Source organism: Ferroplasma sp. Type II (assembly GCF_000496155.1).
The window spans coordinates 6,789-7,809 of sequence record NZ_KI542808.1; the positions used below are offsets into that span (position 1 = coordinate 6,789).

General features: G+C 43.5%; 2 protein-coding genes. Both read right to left on the reverse strand.

What is annotated here, in order from left to right; all coding sequences use genetic code 11:
- Positions 1-133 precede the first annotated feature (133 nt).
- Positions 134-739, reverse strand: coding sequence for a recombinase family protein (locus AMDU4_RS12690; protein WP_021787321.1), 606 nt, complete (start codon positions 737-739; stop codon positions 134-136).
- Between the two features lie 87 nt (positions 740-826).
- On the reverse strand, positions 827-1,021 hold a 195-nt coding region (locus AMDU4_RS12695; RefSeq protein WP_021788338.1), incomplete at its 5' end, for a hypothetical protein.

The following is a 1,021-nucleotide window of genomic DNA, read 5'->3' on the forward strand; positions in this document are numbered from 1 at the left end:
TCCAGATAAGATGATGCTGTTCAAAAAATAACAAAATTCCATTTTTCTGGTATGTTATGTTCATTGTATCAGTTATATAATATATATAAGAAAACCGCTGACGCGTTCGGCGACTCTCTCTCTTTCTGGTCAGTTAGTGGTTTTCCCTCAGAATCCTCAGTATCGGAGTGGTGGAGCATTCAAGGGACTTCGCTATGGCTCTTGCTGATAATCCCTTTTGCTTTAGTTCGATTACTTTTCTTCGGTCTATGAAGGTGCCGCTTCTGGTCTTCAGGGGAGGTCTTCCGAATTTGACACCCCTGATCTGTGCCTGTTCCCTGCCTGCCTTTGTTCTGGAATTGATCATGTTCCTCTCAAATTCAGCGAATGCGCCCAGAATCTGCAGGAGGAGCCTACCATTAGGTGTTGTGGTATCTATGCCTGGGTCATTGACGCTGACGAATCCTACGCCATTCTGGTCAAGGTATTCAAGGGTTTTCAGCAGATCTGATAAAGAGCGGGCAAACCTGTCTATCTTGGAAACAATAACAATCTGGGGCATTCTGTCGAGCGATTTGAGCATCCTCTCGAATTCTGGCCTCAGCGTATTCTTGCCTGACTTCGCCCTGTCTTCAAATATCTCCAATTCGTAGCCTTTCTGGCCTGTATACTTGCTGATTGCCTCCTTCTGCCTCTCATTTGAGCCCTGCCTGACCTCTTCTATGGTGCTTGCCCTGACATAGGCAAAAGCAAGTGTCATTTAAATCATAGAATTTAGGGACGCATATGTTATTAAAATCCAGTGTTTAGTAGCGTTACTAAAATTACAAGTTTAGTGACAGTTATGTTATGAGCTATTGCTTTTCAAGGCTCTTCGTTTTGAGTATCTTCTTAGAAGCGCCAAAACTCCAATAACCCAGAGAGCAGCGTAGAATACAATGTTTACCAGTGAATTAGAGTTCATGTACTTAAACAGGTAGTAAAGGCCAACCGTCAAAGCCACCAGACCCAATACTGCGATGGAAGTGGAAATGACAAAGTA